This window comes from Pseudolysobacter antarcticus, assembly GCF_004168365.1.
Lineage (GTDB): Bacteria > Pseudomonadota > Gammaproteobacteria > Xanthomonadales > Rhodanobacteraceae > Pseudolysobacter > Pseudolysobacter antarcticus.
This window is the reverse complement of sequence record NZ_CP035704.1, coordinates 2,202,594-2,228,472: the sequence shown is the minus strand read 5'-3', so window position 1 is coordinate 2,228,472 and position 25,879 is coordinate 2,202,594. Positions and strand designations below refer to the sequence as shown.

Annotated in this window: 24 protein-coding genes; 10 read left to right on the top strand and 14 right to left on the bottom strand. The window is 58.8% G+C overall.

Annotated features, from left to right (window positions below; translation table 11 throughout):
• Positions 1-163 precede the first annotated feature (163 nt).
• The 4 genes from ELE36_RS09455 (at position 164) to ELE36_RS09440 (ending at position 4,296) form a co-directional block, all read left to right on the top strand.
• Positions 164-715: an RNA polymerase sigma factor gene (locus ELE36_RS09455; RefSeq protein WP_129832830.1), complete on the top strand. Its 552-nt coding sequence runs from the start codon at positions 164-166 to the stop codon at positions 713-715.
• On the top strand, positions 712-1,839 hold the full coding sequence (locus tag ELE36_RS09450) for a hypothetical protein (RefSeq protein WP_129832829.1): 1,128 nt from the start codon (positions 712-714) through the stop codon (positions 1,837-1,839). Before ELE36_RS09455 ends, ELE36_RS09450 begins: the two co-directional genes overlap by 4 nt.
• Before the next feature lie 10 nt (positions 1,840-1,849).
• Positions 1,850-2,443, top strand: a complete 594-nt coding sequence (locus ELE36_RS09445) for an IMPACT family protein (RefSeq protein WP_129832828.1) — start codon at positions 1,850-1,852, stop codon at positions 2,441-2,443.
• A gap of 83 nt (positions 2,444-2,526) precedes the next feature.
• Positions 2,527-4,296, top strand: a complete 1,770-nt coding sequence (locus tag ELE36_RS09440; RefSeq protein ID WP_129832827.1) for an ABC transporter transmembrane domain-containing protein — start codon at positions 2,527-2,529, stop codon at positions 4,294-4,296.
• A gap of 61 nt (positions 4,297-4,357) precedes the next feature.
• Here ELE36_RS09440 and ELE36_RS09435 read toward each other — a convergent pair whose 3' ends face one another.
• The 6 genes from ELE36_RS09435 to rlmD form a co-directional block, all read right to left on the bottom strand.
• Positions 4,358-4,564, bottom strand: coding sequence for a cold-shock protein (locus ELE36_RS09435; RefSeq protein ID WP_129832826.1), 207 nt, complete (start codon positions 4,562-4,564; stop codon positions 4,358-4,360).
• Positions 4,565-4,916: 352 nt separating this feature from the next.
• Complete coding sequence (locus tag ELE36_RS09430; RefSeq protein WP_129832825.1) at positions 4,917-5,666, bottom strand: S-methyl-5'-thioinosine phosphorylase; 750 nt, start codon at positions 5,664-5,666, stop codon at positions 4,917-4,919.
• The gene (locus ELE36_RS09425; protein WP_129832824.1) at positions 5,663-6,217 is read right to left on the bottom strand and encodes a hypoxanthine-guanine phosphoribosyltransferase; all 555 of its coding nucleotides are present in this window, start codon (positions 6,215-6,217) and stop codon (positions 5,663-5,665) included. Before ELE36_RS09425 ends, ELE36_RS09430 begins: the two co-directional genes overlap by 4 nt.
• A 12-nt stretch (positions 6,218-6,229) precedes the next feature.
• Positions 6,230-7,243: a beta-N-acetylhexosaminidase gene (gene nagZ / locus ELE36_RS09420; protein WP_129832823.1), complete on the bottom strand. Its 1,014-nt coding sequence runs from the start codon at positions 7,241-7,243 to the stop codon at positions 6,230-6,232.
• A 30-nt stretch (positions 7,244-7,273) separates the two neighbouring features.
• Positions 7,274-7,777 carry a CYTH domain-containing protein gene (locus ELE36_RS09415; protein ID WP_129832822.1) on the bottom strand — a complete coding sequence of 168 codons (504 nt, stop codon included), beginning with the start codon at positions 7,775-7,777 and terminating at the stop codon, positions 7,274-7,276.
• A gap of 35 nt (positions 7,778-7,812) precedes the next feature.
• Complete coding sequence (rlmD, locus tag ELE36_RS09410; RefSeq protein WP_242512402.1) at positions 7,813-9,111, bottom strand: 23S rRNA (uracil(1939)-C(5))-methyltransferase RlmD; 1,299 nt, start codon at positions 9,109-9,111, stop codon at positions 7,813-7,815.
• Positions 9,112-9,253: 142 nt separating this feature from the next.
• Here rlmD and ELE36_RS09405 point away from each other — a divergent pair, with 142 nt between their 5' ends.
• Positions 9,254-10,006 (top strand): response regulator, encoded by a 753-nt coding sequence (locus ELE36_RS09405; protein ID WP_129832820.1) that lies wholly within the window; start codon positions 9,254-9,256, stop codon positions 10,004-10,006.
• 43 nt (positions 10,007-10,049) lie between these two features.
• On the opposite strand, the gene ELE36_RS09400 is transcribed toward ELE36_RS09405, so the two are convergent.
• On the bottom strand, positions 10,050-11,399 hold the full coding sequence (locus ELE36_RS09400) for a carbohydrate porin (protein WP_129832819.1): 1,350 nt from the start codon (positions 11,397-11,399) through the stop codon (positions 10,050-10,052).
• Positions 11,400-11,743: 344 nt separating this feature from the next.
• Between ELE36_RS09400 and ELE36_RS09395 the strand changes: the two genes are divergently transcribed.
• Positions 11,744-12,142 (top strand): hypothetical protein, encoded by a 399-nt coding sequence (locus ELE36_RS09395; protein WP_129832818.1) that lies wholly within the window; start codon positions 11,744-11,746, stop codon positions 12,140-12,142.
• Positions 12,143-12,218: 76 nt separating this feature from the next.
• Here the strand turns inward: ELE36_RS09395 and ELE36_RS09390 are convergent, their stop codons facing one another.
• Positions 12,219-15,419 (bottom strand): WD40/YVTN/BNR-like repeat-containing protein, encoded by a 3,201-nt coding sequence (locus tag ELE36_RS09390; protein ID WP_129832817.1) that lies wholly within the window; start codon positions 15,417-15,419, stop codon positions 12,219-12,221.
• Positions 15,420-15,432: 13 nt separating this feature from the next.
• Positions 15,433-16,179, bottom strand: coding sequence for a LolA family protein (locus ELE36_RS09385; RefSeq protein WP_129832816.1), 747 nt, complete (start codon positions 16,177-16,179; stop codon positions 15,433-15,435).
• Positions 16,180-16,501: 322 nt separating this feature from the next.
• On the opposite strand from ELE36_RS09385, the gene ELE36_RS09380 reads away from it, so the two are divergent.
• A complete protein-coding gene (locus tag ELE36_RS09380; RefSeq protein WP_129832815.1) occupies positions 16,502-16,936 on the top strand; it encodes a hypothetical protein in 435 nt (144 codons plus the stop codon).
• 74 nt (positions 16,937-17,010) lie between these two features.
• On the opposite strand, the gene ELE36_RS09375 is transcribed toward ELE36_RS09380, so the two are convergent.
• Positions 17,011-18,501: an inorganic phosphate transporter gene (locus tag ELE36_RS09375; protein ID WP_129832814.1), complete on the bottom strand. Its 1,491-nt coding sequence runs from the start codon at positions 18,499-18,501 to the stop codon at positions 17,011-17,013.
• Between the two features lie 200 nt (positions 18,502-18,701).
• Entirely contained in the window at positions 18,702-19,571 is an 870-nt protein-coding gene (locus ELE36_RS09370; protein WP_129832813.1) for a pirin family protein, read from the bottom strand.
• Positions 19,572-19,719: 148 nt separating this feature from the next.
• Between ELE36_RS09370 and ELE36_RS09365 the strand changes: the two genes are divergently transcribed.
• Positions 19,720-20,184, top strand: coding sequence for a GyrI-like domain-containing protein (locus tag ELE36_RS09365; protein ID WP_129832812.1), 465 nt, complete (start codon positions 19,720-19,722; stop codon positions 20,182-20,184).
• 117 nt (positions 20,185-20,301) lie between these two features.
• On the opposite strand, the gene ELE36_RS09360 is transcribed toward ELE36_RS09365, so the two are convergent.
• Entirely contained in the window at positions 20,302-21,363 is a 1,062-nt protein-coding gene (locus tag ELE36_RS09360) for an NADH:flavin oxidoreductase/NADH oxidase (RefSeq protein WP_129832811.1), read from the bottom strand.
• Between the two features lie 349 nt (positions 21,364-21,712).
• Between ELE36_RS09360 and ELE36_RS09355 the strand changes: the two genes are divergently transcribed.
• Positions 21,713-23,839, top strand: coding sequence for a molybdopterin-dependent oxidoreductase (locus ELE36_RS09355; protein ID WP_129832810.1), 2,127 nt, complete (start codon positions 21,713-21,715; stop codon positions 23,837-23,839).
• Here the strand turns inward: ELE36_RS09355 and ELE36_RS09350 are convergent.
• Positions 23,813-24,289, bottom strand: coding sequence for a DUF2127 domain-containing protein (locus ELE36_RS09350; RefSeq protein ID WP_129832809.1), 477 nt, complete (start codon positions 24,287-24,289; stop codon positions 23,813-23,815). The genes ELE36_RS09355 and ELE36_RS09350 overlap by 27 nt on opposite strands.
• Before the next feature lie 68 nt (positions 24,290-24,357).
• Between ELE36_RS09350 and ELE36_RS09345 the strand changes: the two genes are divergently transcribed.
• Entirely contained in the window at positions 24,358-24,672 is a 315-nt protein-coding gene (locus tag ELE36_RS09345; protein ID WP_129832808.1) for a hypothetical protein, read from the top strand.
• Positions 24,673-24,741: 69 nt separating this feature from the next.
• Here the strand turns inward: ELE36_RS09345 and ELE36_RS20955 are convergent, their stop codons facing one another.
• Entirely contained in the window at positions 24,742-25,875 is a 1,134-nt protein-coding gene (locus ELE36_RS20955; protein ID WP_277987069.1) for a collagen-like domain-containing protein, read from the bottom strand.
• Between the last annotated feature and the right edge of the window lie 4 nt (positions 25,876-25,879).

The window sequence follows — 25,879 nt, the reverse complement described above, 5'->3', positions numbered from 1 at the left end:
GATATGCGATCTTGGCAGGTCCTGATCGCAGCGCATGAGACGCCCGCCGCACCAATATTTGTGGCGGCTTGCTAACCCTGCCCGCCCGCATGCTGCGTTACACCGACTTATGTCATTCCACCCCCTTACCGCAGGCACCGATTTCCCTTACTCTGCCCGCCCTATGGCGGAAGAAACGACGGACGAGCAATTGATGCTGGCTTACGCGCAAGGCGACATGCGCGCTTTCGAGACGCTGTATCAGCGTCATCGCGGCATGTTGTATCGGTTTATCTTCCGCAGTGCGAACAATCGCGCCACCGCGGACGAAATGTTTCAGGAAACCTGGAGCCGCCTGATCGCGGCGCGCGCGCGCTATCGGCCCGAGGCGAAATTCAGCACGTATTTGTTGCAGATAGCGCAAAATCTGATCGTGGATAGTTATCGTCGCAATCGCCCGCAGGCCGGGGTTGAAGAAACTGAGGAAATCATGCGCACGCTGGATGCGCCGGAGTCCGAGCAGCCCGAGCGTGTGTTATCGGAGTTCGAGCAACGCCGCGGCTTGCAGCGCGTCCTTGAGGATCTTCCGGCGGAACAGCGCAGCGCATTTTTGCTGCGCATCGAAAGCGGTTTGGGCCTTGAAGAAATCGCCAGAGTCACAGGTGCGGGCCAGGAAACCGTGAAATCGCGGTTGCGTTATGCGCTGGCCAAGATTCGCGAGAGGATCGGCGCATGAGCAGCTCGCACGATAACGATCGCGAGATCGAGGAATTCCTCGCGCAGTCGCGTTCGCCGCTGGTCGATCTGTATCACAAACTGCCGCAGCCGCAGCCGGATGCGCCACTCGATCAGCGCGTATTGCAGCTGGCACGCCAAGCTCTCGCAGATGACGCCGCAGCGCTGTCGCATCCCGCGAAAAAACCGACGCGGCGCTACAAGCCGTCGCGTTGGCCGATCGCTTTTGGGTCGGCAGCGAGTGTCGTATTCGCGGCGACCTTGGCCCTGCATTTCGGCAAGGAAACATGGCAAGCGCAGGATCATGCGCCGGCAGGTGCTGCAGCAACTTCCGCCAATGATGTGATCCATGTGCGCAGCATCGATTTGCCCGCGGCGAAATCTGTGGTGAGTGATTCGGTGCCAGCGCCAATGCAGCCCGCGGCATCTGCGATGTCTACGGCAAAACCCGAGGCTGCCGATGCTGCAGCCATGAACAGCGCAACTTATGCGCACAAGAAAACGCAGTCGGTAAGTCAAACCGCACCTGCCGCTGCGGCCCCAACGCTCGCTCTGGAAAATCCCGATAGCGACAAGGCAGCAAAGCCAAAACTGGAGGCAGCCGAAATCACCAGCTCGAATGTCCGGCGTGCGGATGCGGAAAACGCATCACCAGTCGCGACACTGGGATCAGAACACGAAGCAGCCAGACAACGCGCAACACTCGCAGCTCCGGGCCGCGAGAATCAGACACGAGACGAGCGTGACGCGGTCGAACGGAAACTCGATATTGCGACCGGCCGTGATGCGGCGATGCGCGCGCGAAATAATGCCGACGCGACAAGACCACAAGTTGCCGGCGCGATGCAGCAATCTTCACCGCCAGTCGCTGCCGCACCAGCACCGGCCGTAGGCAGAACAGCGCCGATGCAAGCTGGCGGCGCCGCTAGCGCAATCGCTAACAATGCGGCAAGTCCAACCGCTGCGGCACCCGCATCGATCATCGGCCCCGATGCATGGATCGCGAATATCCGCGCGCAATTACTAGCCGGAAAATCCGACGACGCCGTGCGTAATCTGAAGCTGTTCCATGAGAAATATCCGAACTACGAATTGACGCCGGATTTGCGCCAGCTGCTGCCGTGAGTCCGTGGGCATGAGCGAGCTGCGTTACACGCTGGTTGCCAATGCCACGTTGTTGCAGGAGATAAAAAAAAGCCGTTTTATCGCCCACGCCGCGCACGTTTCCACGCCCGATGCAGCCTTGGCTTTTCTCGAACAGATTCGCGCCAGCGATGCCACGCACCATTGCTGGGCCTACCGCGTCGGCCAGCAATATCGATTCAACGACGATGGCGAGCCGTCCGGCACTGCCGGCAAACCGATACTCGCCGCTATCGACGGCCAGCAACTCGACGATGTTGTGGTCGTTATCATCCGCTATTTCGGTGGCATCAAACTCGGTGCCGGCGGCCTGATGCGTGCATATGGCGGATGCGCGGCGGAATGCCTGCGACTCGCGCCCAAGACCGCCATCGTCGATAAAATCGAAGTCATGATTTCCTGCGATTTCCACGCGCTGGCATTGATCCAGTCGCGCCTACGCGAGATGCAGGTGGAAACTTTCGCCGAAGATTTCGGCAGCGACGGCGTGCGCCTGCATCTCCAACTGCCAAGCGAACGACTCGATGCCGTACGCAACCTTCTCAGCGATATCACGCGCGGACGCGGCACGCTGCGGCAACTTTGAAAGTTGACACTTTCTCGCGACCTTGAATTCCGCTGCTTCGCCCGCAGAATTCTTGCACCCCACTTCGCCGCACAGCAAACCCCATGAGCGATATCGATAGCGATCCGCGCCCTGCCCGTCGCCTGAGTTCGCTAGGCCTGCTGCTGCCGTTTCTCACGCCATATCGCAAACTGGTTGCGGGCTGGCTTGGATTTCTCGTAGTTTCTTCCGCGGCCACCTTGGTGCTGCCGCTGGCGGTGCGCTACATGATCGATCACGGCTTTGCGCAATCCGACGCGGGCACGATCAATCGTTATTTCCTGGCCCTGTTCGGTGTTGCAGTGGTGCTCGCGCTGGCGACGGCGCTGCGCTTTTTTTTCGTAACCCTGTTGGGCGAAAAAGTCGTCGCCGATCTGCGCCAACGTTTGTACAGCCATCTGCTCGAACTGGATATCGGCTTCTACGAAAGCACGCGTGTCGGTGAACTCACGTCGCGTCTCGGCAGCGATACCGAACTCGTGCAGACCGTCGTCGGATCGAGTCTTTCGATTGCGCTGCGCAGCGTGGTGATGGTGATCGGCGGCGCGGCCGCACTGGTGTTGACGAGCCCGCATCTTGCCGCGATGACGGCGCTGGTGATTCCGCTGGTGATCCTGCCGATCGTATTGTTCGGCCGGCGCGTGCGCGGATTGTCAAAGCAGAATCAGGATCGCATCGCCGATGCTTCGGCGGTGGCCAACGAAACCCTTAACGCCATGCATGCAGTGCAAGCGTATGCGCGTGAATCAGTCGAAGCCGCGCGCTACAACACCGCGATCGCACGCGCTTTGGCCACGGCCCGCGCGCGTATCGGCGCACGCGCGTGGCTCACGGCGATGGTGATCCTGCTGATCTTCGGCGCGATCACGCTGGTGCTATGGCTGGGCGCCAAATCGGTGATCGCGGGCGATCTGCAATCCGGCGTGCTCAGCCAGTTCGTGCTGTACGCGGTGATCTCGGCGAGCTCGGTCGGTGCCTTGACCGAGGTCTGGGGCGAGGTGCAGCGCGCCGCCGGTGCACTCGAACGCATCGGCGAATTGCTTGGCGTGAAATCCAGCATCGCCTCGCCTGCACAACCCGTTATCCTGGCAACGCCCTTGCGCGGCGAAATCCGTTTCGAGCATGTCGAATTCGCTTATCCGGCGCGTCCCGAATTACCGGCGCTGCATGATTTCAACCTGACCATCCAACCCGGTGAAACCGTGGCTTTGGTGGGTCCATCGGGCGCCGGCAAAAGTACGGTGTTCAGTCTGTTGCTGCGCTTTTACGATGCCCAGTCGGGAAATCTGAGCATCGATGGCGCAGAGTTGCGCACGCTGGATTTGCACGAGCTGCGCCGTTCGATCGCGATGGTGCCGCAGGACACGGTGATTTTCGGCGCGAGCGCGGCCGACAATATCCGTTTCGGCCGGGTCGATGCGAGCGATGAGCAAGTGATCGCCGCCGCGCGTGCGGCCGAGGCGCATGAATTCATCAGCGCCCAGCCGGAAGGTTATGCGACGTATCTCGGCGAGCGTGGTGTGCGCTTGTCCGGCGGCCAGCAACAACGCATTGCGATCGCGCGCGCGATCCTCAAGGACTCACCGATCCTGCTACTGGACGAAGCGACCAGTGCGCTCGATGCGCAATCCGAAGCGGCCATCCAGAGTGCGCTGGAACGCCTGATGCACGGACGCACGACGGTGGTGATCGCGCACAGGTTGGCCACGGTACTCAAGGCCGACCGCATTGTCGTGCTTGATCATGGCCGCATCGTCGCCAGCGGCACGCACGCAGAATTGCTGCGCGAAGGCGGCTTGTACGCCGAACTCGCGCGCCTGCAATTTGCAGCCTGACACGACCGTTTGTGTAGTTAAAAACGCCCCACGCAAGCGGGGCGTTCCGACAGTTTTGCGGTTATAAAACCGGCACCACGCCCGCTGCCTGCGATCCCTTTGGCCCCTGCACCACTTCAAAGCTGACTTTCTGCCCTTCCTTCAACGTTCGGAACCCCTCCGAAGTTATCGCCGAGTAGTGCACAAACACATCTTCTGTGCCATTTTCCGGAGCGATAAAACCAAACCCCTTGGCATCGTTGAACCATTTCACTGTACCAGTAAGCATCTTGAAACCTCATTCCCAGGTTGAACAAGTGCAACGGCAGTGACGACGTAACTGCATTCCCCTGCCGCCCGTCAAAGCCTTGCACAGCCTGAGTATATCAGCGCATTTACAAAAAAATACACTATGGCACTTGACAAGCGGAAAGATCATACGAAACGTTTCGTGGATCGACACTCTCAGGCATGTAGTTGCCGGAAAGTGCCACCATTAAAGCGGGTGTATGGACAGCGCCTTTCGGTGATGACACGACCGGACGCCAATGCCACAGCAGATTCCAGAGTTTTCGGGCGATCGTCGGATAACGTGGCTGCGCCACTCATCCGACCTACCGGTCAACGGCAATGGAGCCTGGTTACTGCTTCAATGCCAACAATGCCGCAATCAGACTCGGCACCTGCGCGGTCACGGCTTCGAGATTGGCATAGATTTCCGGCAGGCTGACTTCGGTTTGATCGCCACATCCCGCGGCCCAGTTGGCGACCAGCGCAACGCAGGCGTAGTCGAGTTCCAGCTCGCGCGCGAGCGCCGCTTCAGGCATGCCAGTCATGCCGACAAGATCACAACCGTCGATACGCATGCGCGCGATTTCGGCACGCGTTTCCAAGCGCGGGCCTTGCGTCGCGCCATAGACGCCATCAGGTACCACTGAAATATCGGCGTTGCTCGCGGCCAATACCAGCGCCTGACGCAGGCTTAGCGAATACGGTTCGCTGAAATCGATGTGCTTGACCTCAACGCCTTCGACATCGCAAAAACTCGTGAAACGACCATGCGTGTAATCGACGATCTGATCCGGCACGGCGATCACGCGTGGGCCCATGTCAACGCGAATACCGCCGACCGCATTGATGCCGATCACGCGTTGCGCGCCGAGCTCATGCAGCGCCCATAGGTTGGCGCGGTAATTCACGCGATGCGGAGCGATCGTGTGATTCTCGCCGTGCCGCGCAAGAAACGCCACGCGTTTGCCACGAAAATCGCCGAGCACGATGTCCGCCGACGGCGCGCCAAATGGCGTGTCGATCGCGCGCTTTTCGATATTTTCCAGGCCCGGAAAACGATACAGGCCAGTGCCGCCGATCACTGCGAGATCAAGACTCATGCGTCGTTCCTCAATGCGTAAATGGCCGGCAGATTTCTGCCCTGCTCGTAATAGTCCATGCCGTAACCGAAGACATACCGATCCGGCACTTCGACACCGACATAATCGGCGCTCAAATCCGACACACAACGGCCGTGCTTCTTTTCGCACAACACGACAATCAGCACGCGCTTGGCGCCCTGATCGAGGCAAAAATCGCGGATCGCCTTGAGCGTATAACCTTCGTCCAGAATGTCATCGACCAGCAACACCGTGCGGCCTTGCAGGCTCAGCCGCGGTTGCTTGAGCCAGAGCAAATCATGGCCGCGTGTGCCGCCGCGATAACGCGTGGCATGCACGTAGTCGAATTCGAGATCGGTGCTAACCGCCAACGACAACGCACCGGCGAAAATCAGCGCACCGTTCATCACGGTCAGGAATACTGGAACCTCGCCGTGCAAATCGCTCGTGATCGCTATACCGAGGCGCTCGATCGCGGCGCTCAACGCGGCTTGATCGAACAGACAGTCGGCGCTGCGCACGGCCTCGGCCAGCGGTGGATGGTCAGTCATTGATGTACTCCGTTATGCCGTACGCGCGGCATCGAGTGCCGTCACGCGAGTGATAAATGCCGCACGTTGCGGGTTGTCCTGCAATGCCGTCCAAGTGGCTGCGAGTTTGCCTTGCAGCAGCGCAACTTTTGCTGAATCGCACGGCGGTTGACCGGCGATCGCGGCAATCGCTTCGGCGACAAGAGCAGGTGCGCAGACCAGCACGATATCGCAGCCGGCATCAAGATGTGCCGTGATGCGCGCGGCAATACCACCGACCGATTCTGCCGCCGCCATGCCGATATCGTCGCTGAAAACCAGGCCGCGAAATCCGAGCTGGTCGCGCAGGATATCCTGAATCCAGATCCGCGAATAACCCGCCGCGAGTGGATCGACCGCGGGATAGGCGACATGCGCCATCATCACTGCTTCAGCGCCGGCAGCGATCGCATCGATGAACGGCAGAAGGTCGACGGTACGCAACTGATCGAATGTGCGTGGATCGCTGGCGTCGTCGAAATGCGTGTCTTCGAGCACCGAGCCATGCCCCGGATAATGCTTGATTGTCGCCGCCATGCCAGCTAGACGCATGCCGCGCAGGTACGCCAGTCCGAGTTCGGAAACGATCGCCGGATCGGCATGAAAGGCACGCTCGCCGATCGCGCGATTGCCACGCTGCAAATCCAGCACCGGCGCATAACTCAGATCGATATCGAGCGCACGCATTTCACTGGCCATTAGCCACGCGTGTTCTTCGCTCAACGCAATCGCAGCGCTACGGTCGCGCTCGTACAATTCACCGAGACGCGCCAATGCAGGCAGGCGCGTGAAGCCGGTACGGAAGCGCTGCACCGGGCCGCCTTCCTGATCGACCGCAATCAGAAACGGATCGGTGCGCAGTTCGCGAATCTGCTCGATCAATACACACACCTGTTCGCGATCCGCGAAGTTGCGCGAGAACAGAATCACGCCACTGACCTCGGGTGCGCGAATCCAGTCATACTCATGCGCCGCGAGTTGTTTGCCTTCGATACCGATCAACAGCATGGTGTTTCCTGTAATCCTTTTGTGGCCACTTTATTCGCCGAGTTTTTCCGATGCACTCCAATGTGCATACGGATGCCGCAGCAGATTGACGTTGTAATAACGTGGCAGATTGCTGACTTCCCGCCCCAGCCACGCGGGTTTCGGATAGGGCTGATCCTCGGCGTCGAGCTCGAGTTCGGCGACAATCAATCCGGTGTTCGCACCACTGAATTCATCGACCTCGAATATGAAACCATCGAGTTCGACATAGTGCCGTTGTTTCTCGACCAAGCCTTCGCAAAGTGTCGCCAGCATCACCAGCGCATCGTCCACTGGAATCGGGTATTCGTATTCCTGCCGCGATACGCCGAGCGTCACCGATTTGACGTTGAGCCACGCCTGCTCGTCGGTCACGCGCACGCGCACCGAGCTATTCGCGCTGGTCAATCCCGCAACATTGGAGAGATACCCTTGTTCGATGCGCTCGATACGACTCGTTTGCGCGCGCCATGCCTCACCGACAACCAGAAACTTGCGTTCAATTTCCATAGCCATGACGTGTCTCGCCCCCTATGCGTACACATGAAAACTCAGCGTTCAAACAGCGCAATCGATTCAACGTGCGCGGTATGCGGAAACATGTCCATCACGCCGGCGGCGCTGAGTTTAAAGCCGTGACGTTGCACCAGGATGCCAGCGTCGCGCGCCAGCGAACCCGGATGACATGAAACATATACCACGCGCTGCACGCTACGGCCTGGCAAATACTCCAGAATTTCGGCGGCGCCGGAGCGCGGCGGATCAAGCAGCAGCTTGTCGTATTTCTGTTTGGCCCACGGTGTCGCGCGCTGATCCTCGAACAAATTAGCGCTGAAGAAATCGACGTTGTGCAGATTATTGTGTCGCGCATTCGTATTTGCGCGCGCGACCAGACTCGCCTCGCCCTCCACGCCCGTGACTTGGCCAGCGCGACGCGCCAGCGGCAAGGTGAAATTGCCGAGTCCGCAAAACAGATCAAGCACGCGATCCTTCGGCTGCAGATCTAGCAGGTCGATCGTCTGCGCGATCATCTTGAGATTGATGCCTTCGTTGATCTGGATAAAATCCAGCGGCTTGAATTCGATGTCGATCTCGGAAGCCGGAATGCGGAAACTCAGATGCGCATCTTCCGGCCACAACGCGTGCACGCTGTCGTTGCCGCCGGGCTGCAGGAAAACACCGAGATTTTCGCTCTTGGCAAACGCCAGCAACAGCTCTCTGTCTTTTTCCGACAGCGGCTTGAGATGGCGAAAAATCAACGCGACCAGATCATCGCCCGCAGCGATTTCGATCTGCGGCAGTTCGCGCAATGCATCCATGCCACCGATCAAGGTCGCGAGCGCTTCGATCCGATCACCCACCGCCGGCAGCAGCACTTCGCAACGTTTTATGTCGGCGACAAACTTGCCGTTGTTCTCGCGGAAACCGACCAGCAAACGACCTTTTTTCTCGACGTACTTGACCGACAACCGCCCCTTGCGCCGATAACCCCACGCCAGATCGGTGAGCGGTGCCAGCATATTTGTCGGCGTGACTTTGCCGATGCGTTCGAGATTTTCCAGCAGAATTTTTTGCTTTGCGGCAATCTGTCCTGCCGGCGACAAATGCTGCAACGAGCAGCCGCCGCAGATGCCGAAATGGGCGCAGCGCGGTTCGACTCGATCTGGCGATGCGAGCAGAACTTCCTCGGTCTGCGCTTCATCGAAATGCCGATGCCGCGCATTCATACGCGCAAGTACGCGCTCGCCGGGCAACGCACCGCTGACAAAAATGGCCTTGCCATCGATGTGCGCCACGCCGCGGCCGTCATGGATCAAATCGGTAATTTCGAGTTCAAGCGTTTGCGACACGGTTCCACCAGCAATTGAGAAATAGTGCGTCGCAGTCAATCGTGCTCGACGGTCGAGCATAATATCAGCCGGATCGATACGTTGCTGGCGCAATCGGTGCAGCCTTTGCCGTTCGTACGCACATTCTCAACGAGGTTCAGCCATGTCACGCATTCTGATCGCCGACGATAATCCGCTGAGCCTGCAGTTTCTGCTGGAGGCGATGACGCAGCTCGGCATCGATGCCGATGGCGCCGACGATGGCGCAGCCGCACTCACGCAGGCGAATCGGCAACGTTATGATCTGCTGCTGCTGGACAATCGTATGCCGAAACTCAGCGGCCCCGACGTCTTGAAACATCTGCGCACTATCGGTATCAGCACGCCCGCCATCGCCACGAGCGCCGAAGTCACGCCTGCGCTGCGCGCCGATTTGCTCGCGACTGGATTCGCTCAGGTGCTGGAAAAGCCACTGAGCCTGGCGACGCTCGAAAATGCGCTGCGTCCTTATTTTGCGATGACGTTGATAAAACCAATATCGCCGGAAACTAGCCATATTCCGACCACGGATATAACGAAGTTCGGCCCATTGCTAGACGATGCCGCTGCACTGCCGGGCGTCGGCGGTGACAGGATCATTCTGCATGCGCTGCGACAGTTACTCGTCGACGAACTCGCGGCGATTCCTGACGAATTTGCGCGCTTGGACAAGAGTCGTGATCACGCAGCTTTACGCGAACGCCTGCATCGTCTGCAGGCGTCCGCCGGTTTTTGCGGCGCGAGTGTATTGGCCGCAGCGTGCACTAAACTGCGAAGGTTGATCGATGCACCTGGGAATTCGACGGAAAGCCATATCGAGGAGCTTCGACAAACGGCCGCGGCCACACTTGTCGCGCTGCGTGATTTATCGCGATGAATTGCGCTCCACATCAGCGCGAAAATTCAGTGCGTAAGCCGAATCAATATTCCAGATGCGCGCGCAAGCCGGCGAAACGCGCCGGCCCACGATCGCGGTTATAACCGGGATTGTGGATCAGCTGCAGATCCGGGCTCAGGCTGAAAAATTTCACTGGCTGAAACAAATAATAGGTTTCAACAATTCGCTCGCTGCCATAGTTGAGACGGCCATCGCCGAGCGTAAATCCGCTGCCACCTGCCGCCAAATAATCGCGATGATCCAACGCAAGCTGATTGGTCACGACTCCGATGCCGAGATGATCCTGCGCCCTGCCCCAATGCGTGCCGGATAACTGCGCGCCAAAACTCAGGCTGCGATCCACTTCGGTGAAAGCAAACGATTCCTTGCGACCATCGCTCCAGCCGTAACGCGCGAACAGGCCGGTATCGCCATTGTCGACCAGCGGCAGATCGGCATTCAAAGCGTAGCCGAACTTGCGTCGTCCGTCTTTGTCATCGGCGCGAATGTCCGGCACTTGTCCGCTCGCTTGCGCAATTGCCAGGGCTTCGCGATAAAGCCCCATGCGCGCAATGTTGCGGAATACGAGCAAACGCACGCTGGCGCCATCCACATTCGGCTGCCAGCTCAGTTCGATATTCTCGCCGCGCGCGCGCGCAATCGGCCATTCCAGCGCCTGCCCATTCGCCTCTTTCGGCATTTGGTACACACCGTAGCGCAAGGCCCAGCCGGCATTGATCCAGCCCACCACCAAACCGTTGCTGTAGCCGCGCGTATCGGCGGCAAAATCCCACGCGGTATTGTTGAACAGACTCCAGTTGGAGAATTGCGTACGCGTGGAATTGGCATAGCGATTTTTATCGAAATCATCGCTCGCCGCGAGCGTGCCGAGCTTGAACTCGAGACGATGCACGAACTCCTTGCCCGGCAACTGCTCCAGCGCACGTTCCACATCAGCGGTTTCATCACCGAACGGCACCACATAACGCAGATAGCGTCGCGCCACATACGGACGTTTGCCGAGCGTCGCCGTACCCGAACGGATCACATCGCCATTGGTCAATCCACCGAGTCCGGTCGAACCGCTGACACCTTCGCCCTTGAACATTTCGAGATCGAAATAAAACTGCAGGTGCGTGCTCAACGGCACGCCGAGATACGCACCGAAGGTATGCGAACGCGCCGTGTCGCCATCGGGATGCAGGCTCAACGGCCCGGCATACGGTGAGTTCAGCGCATCCTGATGCTGCTGGATCAAGGTGTACTGCGCGCCCAATAGTTGCGGGATGAAATAGCGCTCGTCGTCCGCATGCGCGAGCGCAGAAGACCCCAGCGCAACGGTGGCAAGCGATAGCGAAATTTTTTTCCGCGTATTGAAAACATTTTTCGTCATGGCAGGTATGCCCGTGATTGAATCTCTGGTTATTCTTGGCGAAGCGTATGACGCAGTGGCGACAGAGTCGATGGTGCTCGCTTGGTCCCGCGCAGAAAGTTTCAGGCGGCCTGCGCCAGGAATAAGATGTGAGTCGAAGATCGCCGCGCGCACTCCGGATTGGAAGACCACGAACATTCGAGTTTGCCGCTGTTCGGACTGATGGCCCAGAGCACGCGCGGCGTACCCGCGTCGCGCGCCGGCGAAAATGTCAGTTGCCGCAGATACAACTGCAGGGGCTTCAGAACGCCGATGCACGACTCTCGGTTATCATGCCGCGTATCGAATTGCAGCAGAGAACAGCCATGCGTTTGCTGGTACTTTTTATCCTCGGTGCGGTGCTCGGCGGCGCGGTCGCTATGCTCGCGATGAATGCGCTACAACAGCGCAGTGCTTATCCGCGCGGGGTGATGGCGGTGCTGCAAAACGATCTCGGCAGGTTGCGCGACATCGCCAAAGCACAACCATGCGATACGAACCGGAGTGCCGAATTACTGCGGCGATTGCGCAACGCCACGCAGGAAATCGAACCCGCGATGTATCCCAACGGTGACGTCGATCCGACATTCCATCGCCATGCTGAAGATCTGCGCAGCACACTGGATCACTCGATCGCAGAGCCGGTTTCGGACTGCCCAGCATTGGGCAAAAACGTCGCCGCGATTAGCGAACATTGCGACAACTGTCATCGCGAATTTCGCTGAGTTCCCGCTCTGTGCATGAATCACTGATCCCGGTCGGGTTTGGTCGACCGGGATCAGATTGCGCTCAACATCATTATCAATCACGTTCGAGCCAACCGCCTTTCTTGTCGCCATTCGCGGACTGCTGGCCGACCTCTACCGGTGCTGCGTCGGGGATCGTGATCGCTGGCAACTGCTTTGCACTCAGCGCGCTATTGAGCTTGCTCAACTGCGCGCTGTTGAGCTTCTCGAATTGCTCAGCGACATCGCTGAGTTCACGCTGTTGTGTGTCGATCGCGGCCAGCTGGTAATCGCTCGGGCGGCCTTCGTAATTGACGATCGCGCCGTATAACGAATCCATATGTTCGCGGATGCGTTCTTCGCCGGTGATCGCGCCGCCTTCCTTGGTCGCGACGATCTGCTTGCGCACTTCGTCGAGCTTGCTGCCGTATGCGGCGAGCTGGGCGCGCAACGCATCCTTTTCCGGCAACTTGCCGCTGCGTTCCTGCACACCGGTACGCGCGGCGTTGATGCGATACACCAGATCGGTCATCGTGCCGAACAAGGCATGCACGCGCATCGCGGCGTCGAATTCCTGCTGGCGTTCGGCCAACGGATATTTGGCGCGCGCATCAATGCCGATCTTCAGCGGCGCGGTATAAACCTCGGTGCCCTTGGTCAAGCGCACGGTGTAATCACCCGGTAAAACCCGCGGCCCTTGCGAGGCATTAAACGCAACCTGCGCCGCCGACGGCACACGTGGCGGCTTCACTCGCATGCCCCACGTCACCCGATTCAGGCCACGCCGTTTGCTCGCGGCGATGCTGTCGATGACGACACCTTTGCTATCGAGAATTTCCAGCTTGATCTTGCCGAACAGATGTCGCGATTTCTGGTAATACGTGATCACCGCGGCATTCGGCGGATTGTCGCCGGTGAAGACTGCATCGCCGCCCGGCCAACCACCTTGCGCATTCAAGCGTTGTTGTTGCGGACGCGCTTCGATGAAACCCGCTTCCAGATTCAATACCGAAGGCGTGAGCGCGCGCAACGGCGTGATGTCATCAATGATCCAGATACCGCGACCGTGCGTTGCCAGCACGAGATCAGACGTGCGCGGCTGCAACACCAGATCACGCACCGCGACATTCGGGAAATTGCCGCCCTTGTATTGCGCCCATTGCGCGCCGCCGTCGATCGATACCCACAGGCCGAATTCGGTGCCGAGAAACAGCAGTTCGGGCTTGAGCGTGTCTTCGCGAATCACATGCGCATAACCACGCACGCCTTGCGCCGGTGCGACTATGCGTGTCCAGGATTTTCCGTAGTCCTTGCTGCGATAAACCCACGGTTGCATGTCGCCGAAACTGTGGCGATCGAACGCGGCATACACCACGGATTCATCGAAACGACTCGCCTCGACCCATGATACCCACGAGTTTTTCGGCAGGCCTGAAATGTTGCCGACCACGTTGTTCCAGCTCTTGCCGCCATCGCGTGTGAGCTGCAGATTGCCATCATCGGTACCGATCCAGATTAACTGGCCGTTCTTCGGCGATTCGCTGATCGAATAAATCGTCGTGTGCATTTCCGCCGCGGAATTATCCACAGTCACGCCGCCGGATTCCTCCTGCTTCTGCTTCAGCGGATCATTGCTCGTCAGATCCGGCGAGATGCGATCCCACGACTGGCCGTGATCGCGCGAGCGAAAGAGAAACTGTGCGCCGATGTAGATCGTGCCTTTTTCATTCGGGCTCAACGCAATCGGCGTATTCCAGTTGTAACGCAGCTTCTCGTGCAAATTTGCACGCGGCTGGATATCGCGTATTTCATGCGTTTTGCGATTGACTCTACCGATCGTGCCGCCTTGCGCTTCGGTGTAGAGATAATCCGGATCAGCGGGATCGGAGAACGACCAAAACCCGTCGCCGCCATACATGTTTTCCCACTGCGCGTTACCGATGCCGCCCGGATATTCGGACTGGCCAACCCACGAACTGTTGTCCTGCAAACCGCCGTAAACCTGGTACGGATCACGGTCATCCACACTGACATGATAGAACTGCGAGATCGGCAGATTCTCGCCCTTGCGCCATTTGCTGCCGCCGTCTTGCGAATACCAGATGCCGCCGTCGTCGCCACTGATGACCTGCTGCGGATTTTTCGGATCGATCCACACCGCATGGTGATCGCCATGCGTACCACCGGATGCGTTGGAAAAACTCTTGCCACCATCCTCGCTCATGATCAGGCCAAGGTCGGGCTTGAACAGGCGCTCGGGATTGCCCGGATCGACAAACAACGTCGCAAAATAAAACGGTCGCCATACCATGAACTGGCTGCGATCGCGCTCTTCCCAGGTCTGGCCGCCATCATCGGAACGGAACAATGCGCTGCGTGGTGACTCGACCAATGCATAAACGATTTTATTGCTCGACGGCGCCACCGCCACCGCGATACGGCCGTAAGGTTTTACCGGAAATCCCTTGTTCGACTTGTCACTGACTTCAGTCCAATGCGTACCGCCGTCGCCGCTGCGGAACAGGCCGCTGCCACTTGGCGAAGTCGGATTCTCGCCGCCCGAACGGAACGTCCAGCCCTTGCGTCGGAAATCCCATAACGACGCAAACATCACGCCGCTGTTTTGTGGATCCATGCTGATTGATGCGCAACCGGTCGAAAGATTGGTGCCTTTCAAAACCAGCGACCAATTCTTGCCACCATCACTCGTTTTGTACAAACCACGCTCGGCGGAATCGCTCCAGAGCTTGCCCGGCACACACGCGTAAACCGTGTTGCGATCTTTCGGATCGACAATGATTTTGGCGATGCGCTCAGAGTTTTCCAGGCCGAGATGGGTCCAGGTTTCGCCGCCATCGCTGGATTTGTAAATGCCGTCGCCGACCGAAACGCTATTGCGCGTCCACGGCTCGCCGGTGCCGACCCAGATCGTGCGCGGATCGCTTGGATCAATCGTGATCGCACCAATCGACTGCACATTTTGTCGATCGAAAACCGGCTTGTAGGTCGTGCCACTATCGCTGGATTTCCACACGCCACCTGTGGCCGAGCCGACGTAAATCGTGGTCTTGCCATTTTTTTCGTTGACGGCATCGATGGCGGCGATACGACCGCTCATCGTCGCCGAACCGATGTTGCGCGCGCCAAGCCCCGAGATACTTCCGGCATCGAACTTGAGCGGCGCCGGTGCAGCGGCCGGCGTTGTCGCGGACGCAGCGACCGTGGCAAATATCGACACGGCAAGCGCGGCGAGCGTAAGTTTGGTCAATCGTTTCATGGTCATCTCCCGATCACTTGGCCGCGCCGGCGTTGGCCGGGAAATGGAAAGTTGCATCATCCGCAGGCACGTTGATTTCGGCCTTGTCGAAACTGATTTTTTGCGGTTTGTCGGCAACGCCTTTCGGCCCCGATTCGATCGCAAACGGCAGGAACACACCATTCACTTTTTCGAACTCGCCGAAATCGGTTTCGTTAACCTGCTCCACGCCATGCACGATGCGTTGGGTCAACGAACGAATTTCCAGAAAATGATCGGGATCGAGATAGACGATTTCGACATCGCCATCTTTTTTGGTGAGTTTAAGCTTGTGCGCTTCGGTGCCATCAACATCTTCCGTGCCGAGATAATCGAGCGTGTAACCCTTGGATTTGTAGTCGACCAGCGGGCCGTCGATATCGGCCGATTCGGCCAGATCTTTCGCATCGTCGGCGGAAAGTTTTTCCGGATCCTTGCGCCCGCCGAACGGCTGGATCTGCCATGCCTGCGTGCCGTCGTAAGCCTGCACCGCGGTCAATCCCTGCAACGATGCTTCGTTGCGATACATAGCCGGGCGCTTGCTGATCTGCATCATCGCCAGTTCGAACTGACCGTTCACGACCAGCTTGCCGGTGAGCTTCAAAGTCTGGATAGCGTGCAGTTTTTCGGCGCCACCGCGCGCCTCGATATTCTTTGCCACGAGCTCATCGGCTGTCAGCGCATGCGCCGTGCCCATGCTCAAAACCATCGCCGTTGTGATCAGCCAATCAGTGCCACGCATCGCCGTCTCTCCCAAAAGCCCGGCACACACGAAAGCCGTATGCGCCATACATCGGGGCGATGCAGTTCGAGAAAATCAATCGGGGATCAACCGACTCCATCGCCAGGCTGAATACTACTAGTCCTAAATGACTAACACCATGCGACAGAAGTCATGTGCACCATCGCGGATACAAGCATGCAACAGCCGTTTTAAAACGCAAAAATGCGTTGACGAAAAGGTGCTGAAGTCGCGGCTGGGCATGGCCGAAGGTGTTCCGCTTTCTCGGTGAACCTGTCAAAGTCGATCAGCGAACTTCCACCCTCAGGGATTACTAAAAATGATGCTGCGCAGACTCTTTTTATCGCTTCCCATCCTGTTGGCAACAAGTTTGTGCAGCGCGACGTGTGATGACGGCAGCGTACCTGGGGGATTTCCTTTTTCCAGCGATGCTGCGGCAGCATCCGTTCTGACGTCACTGCAGCGTGCGATCTCGCGTGAGGACAACGCAGCGGTGGCGGATCTCGTGCAGTTTCCGGTACGCGCCACGCTCGGCGACAAAAGCGTGCGCTTGCGGCGCAACGAGTTGCTGGCGAATTTCAACGAGGTGTTCAATCAAAAAGTCAAAGCCGCGATACTCGCCGCGCGCTTCCGTTCCGAGACCGATTACCAGTGCGTGTTCTGGAACGACCACGGCATGATGCTCGGCGATGGCGAAGTGTGGCTGAACTCGGTGGACGACGACAGCATCAAGGTCATCACTATCAATAACGATTGAGCACGGATTCATGCACGTACGGCTTGCGTGATTCCGCGCAGCTTCGCGAGCTGCACGGAATCAGGATCAACATATCAATGCATGCCGAACACGCGCAGCACCATGAACAAGCCGGCGGCGAACAGCATCGCGCCCATGAATACGCACACCGGCAAGGTCAGCACCCACGCCAGAATTAGGTTGCGCACGGTATCGCGCTGCAGCCCGGATTTGTTCGCGAACATCGTGCCGGCAATGCCTGATGAAAGTACGTGTGTAGTGCTAACCGGCAAACCCATCACATCCGCCGCGCCGATCGTGACCATCGCCACGAGCTCAGCCGACGCGCCCTGCGCATAGGTGAGATGCGCCTTGCCGATTTTTTCGCCAACCGTGACCACGATGCGTTTCCAGCCGATCATCGTGCCGAGGCCGAGCGCCAGCGCCACGGCAACCTTGACCCAGGTCGGAATGAAATTGGTCACGCCCTTGATCTGATCCTTGTAGGCGTTGAGCGTCTTGCGATTTTCCGGCGTGATGCTGGTATCGGCCTTGACCAGTTTGCCGATCGATTCGCTGAGCAGGTAGATATCGCTGCGCAAGGTGCGGCGCGCCTCGACCGGAATATCCTTGAACGCATTCGCGCTGGCGATCGTATTCGCAACTTCCTGATTTTTCTGTGCGAGTGCAGCGTAGGTTTTGTCATCGAGCTTACCGGCGCGCAGGTACTGCGACAACGCATCTTTCGCTTCATCGGCGGTCATCGGTTGCACCTTGCCGCTCTGCGTCAGCACGCTGGCGACACTTTGGGTCGAGGCAACGATCTTGTGGATCTGCTCGGGTGATGTATCCAGATTCAACGCATACGTCGCCGGCACGATGCCGATCAGGATCAGCATGATCAGGCCCATGCCTTTCTGGCCGTCGTTGGAACCGTGCGCAAAACTCACGCCGGTGCAGGTCAGCATGAGGATCGCACGAATCCACAACGGCGGCGGTTTGTTGCCTTCGGGCGCGCGATACAGATCAGGGTTGCTGATGAGTTTTTTCGCCAGCCACAACAACAACGCGGCGCAGACAAAGCCGATCAGCGGCGATATCAGCAACGACATGCCGACATCCGATACCTTGCCCCAGTTCACGCCCTCACCGAATTTCGATCCGGCGCTCATCAGCGAATTCATCAGGCCGACGCCAACGATCGAACCGATCAATGTGTGCGAACTCGACGCCGGCAATCCGAGATACCACGTGCCGAGATTCCAGATGATCGCCGACACCAGCAACGCGAATACCATCGCAAAACTCGCCCCCGATCCGACGTTGATAATCAGCTCCACCGGCAGCAACGCGATGATGCCGAACGCGACCAGTCCGGATGAAGTGAGCACCCCGAGAAAATTCCACGTGCCCGACCAGATCACGGCTTGGGTCGGCTTGAGCGTGTGCGTGTAGATCACGGTGGCGACCGCGTTGGCGGTGTCGTGAAAACCGTTGACGAATTCAAAACCCAGCGCTAGCAGCAACGCTGCTGCAAGCAAAATCAACACCGGGGTCGTCAGCGACCCGTCGAATAAAAATTCCATCCCGCATTTCCCCTTGCTCGATCGACGCTGATCGACTCACGCCGCCGCAATTGGCGCGTTGTGCAACGTCACGATTGAGCACTGTAGGAATGCTGTGTTACCGCGCAGTGACAATGATCGCGGAACAGAAAAACAAGTTGGCTATACGCGAATTGGCGTAGCAGAAAACGATAAATTCATCGTAGCCGGTGCTGCAAAAATCAGCGCAACGGCAGCGGAATAAACTCGTGCTCATCAGGCACCTGACCCATCTCTTGCGCGCTCCACGCGGCCTTGGCCTGCTCGATACGCTCGTGCGAACTCGCGACGAAGTTCCACCAGATGATGCGGTCGCCGAGTGGCGCACCGCCGAACAGCATCAGGCGCGCCGATGCGGAGGCGACGATGTCGATGTCGCCACCGGTTGCAAAGATCGCCATCTGTCCGCTCTGTACGGCTTGTTCGTCGATAGTCACGCTGCCTTCGACCACATAGATCGCGCGTTGCTCATGCTCGGGTGGCAGAGTCAATCGCGTGGCAGACGGCATTTGCGCGTCGACATAAAAAAGTGCGGAGCGTGTCGCCACCGGCGATTGCAAACTAAACGCAGTGCCCGCGATCAAACGCAAGGTCACGCCATCGCGCTCGAGTTGCGGCAAAGTATGCGCGGCGTGATGATTGAAGTCCGCATCGCATTCGGCTTGTTCGATCGGTAACGCGACCCAGGTCTGAATGCCATGTAGCGAGCTGCCGTTGCTGCGATCCTGCTCCGATGAGCGCTCTGAATGGACGATGCCGCGTCCCGCCGTCATCCAGTTCACATCGCCCGGCACGATGGTCTGGCGATTGCCGAGACTATCGCGATGCACGATCGCGCCATCATAAAGATACGTCACCGTAGCGAGGCCGATGTGCGGATGCGGGCGCACCTGCATGCCGTGCCCCGGCGCAAAATGCACCGGCCCGAAATGATCAAAAAAAACGAACGGCCCGACCATGCGCTGATTCAACGCAGGCAACAAACGCCGCACCGAAAAGTCGCCGATATCGCGGCTGTGCGGATCGAGAATCGCGATAATCTTGTTCGACATGGGCTGGCTCGCCAAGCAGTGGATTCGAGATGCCAAGAATACCTGACGCCGAACAATACGATCTGGATATTATTTGCGTCACATCGGCTGCACGGCGGGCGTAACATCCAGCGTTGCCGAATAGCAAAAATCTGCAGGAGATCCAACCATGCTCGATACACCTGTCATTGTTCAAACCACGACGCAATTGACTGCCATCATCCCCATCAAGGTGGCGCGTTCGGAGATGCAGAAAGTGATGGGGCCTGGCATCAACGAAGTGATCGCGGCGGTGAAGGCGCAAGGTATCGGTCCGACCGGCCCGTGGTTCACGCATCATCTGCGGATCACTGCGGAAGAATTCGATTTCGAGATCTGCGTGCCAGTATCGGCGCCGGTCACGCCCGTGGGCCGCGTCAAGCAAGGCCAGTGGCCGGCGATGAAAGTGGCGCGAGCGATTTATAGCGGGCCCTACGAAGGGCTAGGCGCCGCGTGGGCCGAGCTCGGCGCGTGGATTACGGCGAACGGATTTTCGCCTGCGACCGATTTGTGGGAGCGATATATTTCGGGGCCGGAATCGAATGCCGACGCGGCCACATATCGCACCGAACTGAATCGAGAATTGCTCGATTGATTCGCGCTTCGCAAGATTGAAACGCTGCGTACGATGGCGGCAACAAAAGCGGCGCTCTTATTTGAAAACGGAGCGCCGCGGCTTGCGCCATGGATCAAATCGATCGTGACGAGATAATCACCACGCGCGCTGATATTGATCCGGCGGCGGCAAGGTCACGCCAAGTTCGTGCGCCGCGCGCCGCGGCCAGTACGGATCGCGCAACAACTCGCGCGCGAGCATCACCATATCCGCTTCGCCGGTTTCGATGATCGCTTCGGCCTGCAATGATTCGGTGATCATGCCGACGGCGATGGTAGGGATCTCGGCTTCGCGGCGAATGCGAGCAGCAAACGGCACCTGATAACCCGGCCCGACCGGGATTTTTACATGCGCCACGTTGCCGCCACTGGAGACATCGATCAAGTCGACTCCTAGCGGTTTGAGTTGTTTGGCGAGCGCGATACTTTGCTCGATATCCCAACCGCCATCGACCCAATCAGTGGCGGAAATGCGCACGAACAGCGGCAGATTTTCCGGCCAGACTTCGCGGATCGCGACGGTAATTTCGCGCAGCAACCGTGTACGGTTATCGAAACTCCCGCCGTATTGATCAGTACGATGGTTGCTCAGCGGCGAGAGAAACTCATGCACCAGATAACCGTGCGCGGCATGCACCTCCACGATGGAAAATCCGGCTTCGAGCGCGCGTTGCGCGGCACGGCCGAACGCCGCAACACACGCGCGGATCTGCTCCAGCGACATTTCGTGCGGCACCTGATATCCGTCTGAAAACGCCAACGCGCTCGGTGCTGGAATTGGCGCCCAACCTCCATGCTCCAGCGTGATCGGTTTACCGCCGCGCCACGGCACATCGGTACTCGCTTTACGCCCGGCATGTGCCAACTGCATCGCCGCGACCGCGCCTTGTGATTTGATAAACCGCGTAATCGGCTGCCACGCGGCGACATGCGCATCGTTGTAGATTCCGGCGTCACCGGGCGAGATACGGCCCTCGGCAACCACCGCACTGGCTTCGGTCATGACCAGCGCCGCGCCACCCACCGCGCGGCTGCCGAGATGCACCATATGCCAATCATTCGGCAAACCATCCAGCGCCGAGTATTGGCACATTGGCGAGACGGCGATGCGATTTTTCAGTGTGAGACCACGCAAAGTGAACGGAGTGAAAAGTGCCAAGCGATTGCTCCCGCGAGATGAAAAACGATGCGCGCACCGAAGCAGCGAACGCGAAATACAAAGTGGGTTGCCGTTTGAGTTGCGACCTTGCACCAAAACGTGCGGCCATGATCCTGCCTATTCAAGCATGTTTTCGGCAGGACGGAATTTTCATGCGCGGTGCGTCCTGATGCGGCCGAACGTGTCGCCAGACTCCGTCATTCTTCACGACAATCTTGGACGTCATTTCGCCACATCAGGTAAAGTCGCCATGCGCCAATTCAGCGAATAGCGAAGATGGCGATCTGCATTGGCATGTTGGTGGATGCACTCCAACATCGTTACTGCCGCGTAATTTCCGGAGCCATCGATGTCGCGACTATCCCGTTTCCGTGCCTGCCCGTTGTGCGAGGCGATTTGTGGGCTCGAATTCCAGTACGAGGACGAGCGGCTGGTCGCGATTCGCGGCGATGCGGCCGATCCTTTCAGCCAAGGCCACATCTGCCCGAAAGGCAACGCGATTCTAGACCTGGAAGCCGATCCCGATCGCGTGCGCAAACCGCTGCGTCGGCGTGGTACGGAGTTCGAGGAAATCTCGTGGGACGAAGCGTTTGCTTTCGCCGGTGAACGACTCGCAGCTATCCAGCACGAGAATGGCGCGAATTCAGTGGCGGCGTATCTCGGCAATCCGAACGCGCACCATTTCGGCAGCATCGCGTATGCGCCGGCATTTTTGCGTGCGCTGAAATCGCGCAATATTTTTTCCGCATCCAGCGTCGATCAATGGCCGCACCAAGTGGTGATGTGGTCGATGTACGGGCATCAGTTTTTGTTGCCGATCCCCGATATCGATCACTGCGATTACATGCTCATGCTCGGCGCCAATCCGATGGCGTCGATGGGCAGCTTGATGACTGCACCAGGCATCGCGAAGCGCCTCAAGGCGTTGTGTGCACGCGGCAAGCTGGTGGTGATCGATCCGCGTCGCAACGAGACCGCCGAGATCGCGAGCGAGCATATTTTCATCCGCCCGGGCAGCGATGCGTTGCTCCTGATCGCGTTGTTGCAAACCTTGCAACGCATCGGCCCAGCGAGGCTCGATCATTACGCTGGCAAGCTCAAGGATTTCGATATCGCACTGGCGAGCATCGCGCATTTCGACAGCGAACTTATCGCCGTGCGCACCGGCATCGGCACGGCGCAAGTCGAACGTATCGCCGCCGATTTATACGCGGCTCCGCGCGCGGCCGTGTACGGACGCATGGGGCTTTCGACGCAAATGTTCGGCACGCTGGCGCAATGGTTGTTGCAGCTCATCGCGATCTACACCGGCAACCTGGATCAGCCCGGCGGCATCGTGCCGAACGACGCCATCATCAGCCTCACCGGCCCGGGCACCGCTCGTGGCCATCACGGCGCATGGCGCAGCCGCGTGCGTGGCCTGGCGGAATTCGCCGGTGAACTGCCGGTATCAGCGCTGGCCGAAGAAATCCTAACCCCAGGCGAGGGCCAAGTGCGTGCGCTGATTACAAGCGCCGGAAATCCGGTGTTGTCGACGCCGAACGGACGCGCTTTAGAAGGAGCGCTGGAATCGCTGGATTTCATGTTGTCGATCGATGTCTACATCAACGAAACCACGCGGCATGCGGATCTGATTCTGCCGCCGGTTTCATCGCTGACGCAGCATCATTACGACCTTATTTTCAACGCCTTTGCGGTGCGCCGCGTGACGCGTTTGAATACGCCACTGCGTGCGCAGGCGGAACACGAACGTGGCGACTGGGAAATCTTCAACGCGCTCGGCGCGGCGTATTGCGAGGCTGCAAACAAACCGTGGACATCGCTGCCATCGCCCGAACAGATGATTGCCGCCGGCCTCAAACACGGCGGATCGGACATCACGATCGACGATCTGAAAGCCGCGCCGCACGGCATCGATCTCGGGCCGCTTCAACCCAATCTGCTGACGCGCCTGCAAACCGAAAGCGGTTTGATCGAATGTGCACCTTCGCTACTGCTGGAAGATCTGGCGCGGCTTGCAAGCGATGCGTTTGCGCCGGCGCCAGGCGACAGCCTGCAGCTGATCGGGCGCCGTGATATTCGCAGCAACAACTCATGGATGCATAATGCGCCGCGCCTAATCAAGGGCAAACCGCGACACCAACTGCTGATGCATCCCGACGATCTTGCGGCACGCGGCATCGTCGATGGCGTGGATGTTCGCGTGCGCTCGGCGATCGGCAGCATTACTGTCGCGGTGAAATCCTGCGACGACTTGATGCGTGGCGTGGCATCGCTGCCGCACGGTTTCGACCATCGCCGTGCCGGCACACGCCTGACGAGTGCCGCGACTCTGGACGGCGCGAGCTACAACGATATTTCCGATCCCGCCGCGCTGGATGCACCATCGGGAAATGCGGCATTGAACGGCTTGATCGTGTGGGTCGAAGCCGCTGCGACACCGCTCAAATCAATGCCGGCGCTCGCTACGCAATAAACGAATCAGATACACCACAATCGCGACGTTCACGATCAGTGCGGCGACTTTGATCAGCCCGAATTTATGCACGAGTTCGTACAATTCGAATGGGATCAATGAGGCGGTGATGATCACGGTAAGGTATTCCGCCCAGCGTTTTTCGAGCAGCAAACCCACGCCTTCGAGCACAAACAGTGCGGCGTAAACCAGCGCACCCGCACCGATTGCTTCGAGACTGCGCGGAGTCAATTGCATCAACCACGCCGCCGCTCGGGTTGCCAGCGAATGCCCGGTGACAAACGGCAGTTCGGTCAGCCAGGTCGCAAATTTTTCCGCCTCGTTCGGCGCCAGCAAATGCCATGCGCCAAGTGCGGCGACGATCAATGCTGCGGCCTTGACCAGTTTGAACAAGGCGATTAGCACGAGCACGAAATTGCGCTTGGGTTTGGCTGAAGATTTTTCGATCATGTCTTGCGCCGAAACAGCTGATCGCGAAGCATACGCAAATCTGCTGTGGCATAAAATACTTCGCGCCTATGGCTCGTCTGTCCGCGCTGTTTTCGGGCTCGGTAATCGCGCTGCAAACGAGCTATCTCGGCAATGCGCAGATCGACTTGACGATCCTGCTCGGGCCGCCACCAATAGCCGGATCGGAGGCGGACAAACTTGATCTACGCACGGTCCTGGAGGCGCAGCAGACGCGCACACGAGCGCTGGTAAAACGGGCGCAGGGCGATATCGAAGGCGGCCGGATCGCCGGAACGGTGATCGCGGCGAATATGCTGCAGAGCCCGGAGTTCAAGACAGATTTCGCCAAGACCAAGGCTGAGTTGAATCAGGTCGCGAAATAACGAACCCCTGCTTCCGGAGTTCGTTATCTGTCTATCGCGATTGCGGCTTCCAGCTGGTTGTGCCTGTCGCTACTTGCAGTAGGCGAAAGCCGTGATGGTCGTTGATCCGCCCGATGTGTATGAACATGTCCACTTGTTGGTAGCAGGAGCGGCGAACGGGCCGGCTATGACCGGCGCACCCATGTAACTCGCGGATACGGAATCATTGCTGAGCGATGTCGAATGGCAGCCACCGCTGACAACCATCGTGGTCGCGCCTCCGCACGTTGCAGTCACGCTGACCCCTCCGCCCGCAGGTGGGACGGCGAAACTATTGGAGAACATCGTGAGCGTGAACGCGACAGCTGGTCCGGTTGCGCCTACGGCACCGGTTGCACCCGCAGGACCAATGTTTCCGGTTGCGCCAGTAGGGCCAGCCACTGTGCTGGCGGCGCCAGTCGCACCCGTTACGCCAGTGGAACCGGTCGATCCCGTGGCACCGGTGTTTCCGGCCGCGCCAGTAGGGCCAGCTACGGTACTGGTGGCGCCGGTCGCTCCCGTCGCGCCAGTGGAACCGGTAGATCCCGTGGCACCAATGTTTCCGGTAGCTCCGGTCGGCCCAGCGACGGTACTCGTTGCACCGATGGGACCCGTCGCACCGGTGAAACCTGTCGGTCCGACCGAGCCGATGTTTCCGGTTGCGCCGGTGGGTCCGGCGACGGTGCTGGCAGCACCGGTGGCACCCGTCACTCCGGTTGCACCAGTCGATCCCGCAGCGCCGGTATTCCCGCTGGCGCCGGTCGATCCCGCGATCGTGCTGGCCGCGCCGGTTGCACCAGTCGCGCCGATGGATCCGGTCGCGCCAATCGGTCCGCCATTGCCAGTATTACCCGTGGCACCATTCAATCCCGACGGGCCTGTAGCTCCGGTCGCACCAGCAGCGGTAGGCAGACATTGACCCAAGCTACCACTGGCGTCGAAACACACGCCGGTGGTGTAGGTGGGCGCCGATTGCAGGCTCGGTATGACAACAGCGCCACCGCCTTGCACCTGCAACAACATGGTCGCACCGGTATTGTCCTTGACGACAAAATTTCCAGCGGGCGGCGTATTCACCTGAACATCGGCGGCGTAAACGCTACCGACGCCAGCGGCAAGTGCCAGCGAGATCGAAACGGCGATGTTGCGACGAGAAAAACAGAAAACCTTGGACGCAGATTGCATACGA

Coding starts and splice junctions, on each gene's coding strand:
- ELE36_RS09455 (WP_129832830.1), top strand. CDS start 164: ATGGCGGAAGAAACGACGGACGAGCAATTGATGCTGGCTTACGCGCAA.
- ELE36_RS09450 (WP_129832829.1), top strand. CDS start 712: ATGAGCAGCTCGCACGATAACGATCGCGAGATCGAGGAATTCCTCGCG.
- ELE36_RS09445 (WP_129832828.1), top strand. CDS start 1,850: ATGAGCGAGCTGCGTTACACGCTGGTTGCCAATGCCACGTTGTTGCAG.
- ELE36_RS09440 (WP_129832827.1), top strand. CDS start 2,527: ATGAGCGATATCGATAGCGATCCGCGCCCTGCCCGTCGCCTGAGTTCG.
- ELE36_RS09435 (WP_129832826.1), bottom strand. CDS start 4,564: ATGCTTACTGGTACAGTGAAATGGTTCAACGATGCCAAGGGGTTTGGT.
- ELE36_RS09430 (WP_129832825.1), bottom strand. CDS start 5,666: ATGAGTCTTGATCTCGCAGTGATCGGCGGCACTGGCCTGTATCGTTTT.
- ELE36_RS09425 (WP_129832824.1), bottom strand. CDS start 6,217: ATGACTGACCATCCACCGCTGGCCGAGGCCGTGCGCAGCGCCGACTGT.
- nagZ (WP_129832823.1), bottom strand. CDS start 7,243: ATGCTGTTGATCGGTATCGAAGGCAAACAACTCGCGGCGCATGAGTAT.
- ELE36_RS09415 (WP_129832822.1), bottom strand. CDS start 7,777: ATGGCTATGGAAATTGAACGCAAGTTTCTGGTTGTCGGTGAGGCATGG.
- ELE36_RS09405 (WP_129832820.1), top strand. CDS start 9,254: ATGTCACGCATTCTGATCGCCGACGATAATCCGCTGAGCCTGCAGTTT.
- ELE36_RS09400 (WP_129832819.1), bottom strand. CDS start 11,399: ATGACGAAAAATGTTTTCAATACGCGGAAAAAAATTTCGCTATCGCTT.
- ELE36_RS09395 (WP_129832818.1), top strand. CDS start 11,744: ATGCGTTTGCTGGTACTTTTTATCCTCGGTGCGGTGCTCGGCGGCGCG.
- ELE36_RS09390 (WP_129832817.1), bottom strand. CDS start 15,419: ATGAAACGATTGACCAAACTTACGCTCGCCGCGCTTGCCGTGTCGATA.
- ELE36_RS09385 (WP_129832816.1), bottom strand. CDS start 16,179: ATGCGTGGCACTGATTGGCTGATCACAACGGCGATGGTTTTGAGCATG.
- ELE36_RS09380 (WP_129832815.1), top strand. CDS start 16,502: ATGCTGCGCAGACTCTTTTTATCGCTTCCCATCCTGTTGGCAACAAGT.
- ELE36_RS09375 (WP_129832814.1), bottom strand. CDS start 18,501: ATGGAATTTTTATTCGACGGGTCGCTGACGACCCCGGTGTTGATTTTG.
- ELE36_RS09370 (WP_129832813.1), bottom strand. CDS start 19,571: ATGTCGAACAAGATTATCGCGATTCTCGATCCGCACAGCCGCGATATC.
- ELE36_RS09365 (WP_129832812.1), top strand. CDS start 19,720: ATGCTCGATACACCTGTCATTGTTCAAACCACGACGCAATTGACTGCC.
- ELE36_RS09355 (WP_129832810.1), top strand. CDS start 21,713: ATGTCGCGACTATCCCGTTTCCGTGCCTGCCCGTTGTGCGAGGCGATT.
- ELE36_RS09350 (WP_129832809.1), bottom strand. CDS start 24,289: ATGATCGAAAAATCTTCAGCCAAACCCAAGCGCAATTTCGTGCTCGTG.
- ELE36_RS09345 (WP_129832808.1), top strand. CDS start 24,358: ATGGCTCGTCTGTCCGCGCTGTTTTCGGGCTCGGTAATCGCGCTGCAA.
- ELE36_RS20955 (WP_277987069.1), bottom strand. CDS start 25,875: ATGCAATCTGCGTCCAAGGTTTTCTGTTTTTCTCGTCGCAACATCGCC.